Annotated in this window: 2 protein-coding genes; both read left to right on the top strand. The window is 70.4% G+C overall.

The window, feature by feature from the left end:
• Nucleotides 1-844: hypothetical protein (locus tag RIF93_RS20590; RefSeq protein ID WP_309093306.1), on the top strand; the 844-nt coding region annotated here is incomplete at its 5' end.
• On the top strand, nt 841-1,690 hold an 850-nt coding region (locus RIF93_RS20585), incomplete at its 3' end, for a hypothetical protein (protein ID WP_309093305.1). The genes RIF93_RS20590 and RIF93_RS20585, both read left to right, overlap by 4 nt.

The following is a 1,690-nucleotide window of genomic DNA, read 5'->3' as shown; positions in this document are numbered from 1 at the left end:
CCTTGGCATTCCCAACTTCAAGAGCTGGCTCTTCAAGCACGACGTCGTCGAGGTCTGCACCGCGGTGAAAGGCCCCTACATTCACCAGGTCTGCGCCGCCGGCGAAGCCGACGTGGTGATCTACCTGGACCCGGACACGGCGCTGCTGGGCGGGCTCGACCCGCTGATCGACCACCTGCAGTCGGACGACATCGTGCTGACTCCGCACCTGATCGATCCCAACGATGACGTCCAGGCCATCCTGGACAACGACATCGCGACCCTGCGCACCGGCATCTACAACCTGGGCTTCGTCGCCATCCGCACCACCGGCGAGGGCGCGCGTTTCGCAAAGTGGTGGAGCGACCGGTTGCTGTCGTATTGCTACGACGACATCCCTCAGGGCCTGTTCGTGGACCAACGCTGGTGCGACCACGTGCCGGCGCTGTTCGACCGTGTGAAGATCCTGCGCGACCCGGGCTACAACGTCGCCAGCTGGAACCTCAGCCAGCGGAAAGTCGCGGTGGAGAAGGACGGGCGGATCACGGTGAACGGCCACCCGCTGCGCTTCTGGCACTTCACCAAGCTGGGCCCGCTTGGCGACACCATGACCAAGCGGTACGCCGGCTCGAACTTCCCGGTCTACGAAATCTGGGCCTGGTACAAGCGCGAGGTCGCCGCGGCGACCGAGGCGGCCATTCCAGACCGCTGGTGGGCCTATGGCGCCTACGCCGACGGCACGCCGATCGAGAAGGCGCACCGGCTGCTGTACCGCGAGCGCGCCGACCTGCAGGCCGCCTATCCCGACCCGTACGCCGCGGGCGCCGGGAGCTTCCGGCGCTGGCTGGAGACGGAGGCGGCATGAGCGAGTCGCAGGCCGATCGGGTCTTTCGGGTCGTCGAGAAGGCGCGCGCCGTCGCCGGTAAGATCACGGATCTGCGCCGCGTCGTGCAGGATTCCCAGGTGCGCGAGGCGGTCACCCGGACCGAACTCACGGTGGCGCTGCACGAGTCGCTGGCGGCCCGCGAGGCGCTTGCCGCCCGCCTGCGGGTCGCCGCCGCAGCGGCCTACCGGACGAGCCGCGGCGTTCCCGCGCCGGTGCGTCGGCACGGGGGGCTCAGCCGCCGGTTCGACCGGCTCCTGGCCCGGCTGGGGGCTTTTGGCCAGGCGGTCGTCATCGCCCGAAGCGGCGTGTGGCGCGGCTCGGGCCGGCCCCTGCACAACCTTCGTCACATGGCCGCCTATGCCCGCCGCGGACCGGCCCCTGCGGTGACCCCGCTCGCGCCGTTCGATCAGGGCAGATACCTGGCCAGCCACCCGGACGTCGCCGGCGGCCGGACCGCCCCGCTGGTCCATTATCTCCTCGCCGGCAGCTTGGAGGGCCGTGCGCCGCATCCGCTGTTCGACGAAGGGCACTACCGCCGCCAGAACGCCGGCGAACTGGCCGGCTCCGGCGTCAGCGCTCTGGAGCATTATGTACGCCGGGGCGCCGCGCTCGGGTGCAGCCCGCATCCCGCTTTCGACGTGGGGCACTATCTCGCCCAGGGACCGACCCTGGCGGCGGGCGACGACCCCGTCGGGCACTATATGCGCGAAGGCTGGATGCAGGGGCTCTCGCCGCATCCGCTGTTCGATCCCGCCTGGTACGTGCGGCAGGCGGGCCGGGCGGCGCGCGGGATCCCGCCCCTGGTTCACTATCTGACGGAGGGCT

The organism is Phenylobacterium sp., assembly GCF_031181185.1.
Lineage (GTDB): Bacteria > Pseudomonadota > Alphaproteobacteria > Caulobacterales > Caulobacteraceae > Phenylobacterium.
This window is presented reverse-complemented; position numbering and strand designations above follow the sequence as displayed.